The sequence below is a fragment of the Nonomuraea sp. NPDC001684 genome, assembly GCF_053596515.1.
Window position 1 is genome coordinate 1 of the sequence record NZ_JBSFGJ010000855.1, and the last position, 1,503, is coordinate 1,503.

The window sequence follows — 1,503 nt, forward strand, 5'->3', positions numbered from 1 at the left end:
CAGGGCGTCCTGGAGGGCGTCCTCGGCCGCCGCGAAGTCCGCGCCGCGCCGGACGACGACGCCGATCACGGCGGGCACCAGCTCCCGCAGCAGCGACTCGTTCACCGGGCCACCAGGTGCGGCCTGGTCAGGAAACGACTCGTTCACCGGGCCACCAGGTGCGTCCCGGCCAGGAAACGACTCGTTCACTCGGCCACCAGGTGCGTCCCGGTCAGGAAAGGCCGCACCTCCAGCCACTCGTGGATCGGCTCGCCACCCGCGCCGGGGGCCGCGGACAGCTCGCCGGCCAGCTGCAGCGCCCGTTCGTAGCTCGCGACGTCGATCACCATCCAGCCGGCGATCAGGTCCTTGGTCTCGGCGAACGGCCCGTCGGTGACCGGCGGCCGCCCCTCGCCGTCGTAGCGGACGAACGTGCCCTCGGGCGAGAGCCCCTGACTGTCGACGAACTCACCGCTCTCCTGCAGCCGGGCGGCGAAGTCCCGCATGTACTGGACGTGGGCCGCGACCTCCTCCGGCGTCCACTGGCCCATCGGCACGTCGTTGACCGCCGCCGGCGCGCCCCGGTAGTGCTTGAGCAGCAGGTATTTGGCCATCAGGTTCTCCTTCGAACTGTCCGGCCCAGTCTGGCCGGGTTCCGCCCTGGGACAAAACCCGGTTTGACGTTGACGTTGCGTCAACTTCTAGCATCGGGGCCATGTCGATCACCGTTCTTGACACCTGCTCCGCCATGCGGCGGATCCTGCTGGCCCCGATGGCGGACCGCGCCGGCCTGCTGCGTTCGATGCTGGAGCCCAACGCCGGGATGTACCGCTACTACCCGGGCGAGGTCGATCTGGTGTCCGTGCATCTCCAGACCTCCGGGTTCCCCATCGACCGTGACGAGGAGCGTTGCCTCGACGCGCTGGACACCCTGGAGGCGGCCGGAGCCTGGGAGCGCATGCGGCGCGCGCTCGACGACGCTCTCGCCGTGCTGCTGGAGGCGACGCCGGGGCTGGCGGTGCCGGACATCACCGTGCTGTTCGTGCTCGGCGACCCGGCTGACGAGCATTTCATGGGGCCCTGCAAGGGGCTGACCGGGTTCGGCGGTATCTCGGGCAACATCGCCATCACGTTGTGGCCCTTCCCCGAGAACGTGGAGCGGCTGGAGGCCACCGCCGTGCACGAGCTCCACCACAACCTGCGATGGAGCCCGGGCGGAGTGGTGTGGGACCCGATGACCGTCACGGTCGGCGAGCACATCGTCGGCGAGGGCCTGGCCGACGCCTTCGCCCGCCAGCTCTACGGCGACGAGCTCGGCTACGCCCGCATCGGCGTGCCGCACCTGCACGACGACGCGGTCTTCGACAAGGTGCTCACCGGCCTCGACGTGACGGGCATGGAGAACTTCACCGCCTGGGTGCACGGCGACCCCGGGGCCGAGCACCTCGGCGTCACCCCGGTGGGCCTGCCGATGGGCGCCGGGTACGCCGCGGGCAACCGGCTGGTCGACGCCTACCTGGCGGC

General features: G+C 70.7%; 2 protein-coding genes. One reads left to right on the top strand and one right to left on the bottom strand.

Annotated elements, in window-relative coordinates:
• Nucleotides 1–185 precede the first annotated feature (185 nt).
• On the bottom strand, nt 186–593 hold the full coding sequence (locus ACWCSD_RS52500; RefSeq protein WP_387663729.1) for a YciI family protein: 408 nt from the start codon (nt 591–593) through the stop codon (nt 186–188).
• A gap of 101 nt (nt 594–694) precedes the next feature.
• Here ACWCSD_RS52500 and ACWCSD_RS52505 point away from each other — a divergent pair.
• A partial coding sequence (locus ACWCSD_RS52505; RefSeq protein ID WP_449927432.1) for a DUF2268 domain-containing protein occupies nt 695–1,503 on the top strand: 809 nt, incomplete at its 3' end.

Bases quoted from the DNA above. Each gene is read 5' to 3' on its own strand.
- ACWCSD_RS52500 (WP_387663729.1), bottom strand. From the start codon at position 593: ATGGCCAAATACCTGCTGCTCAAGCACTACCGGGGCGCGCCGGCGGCG.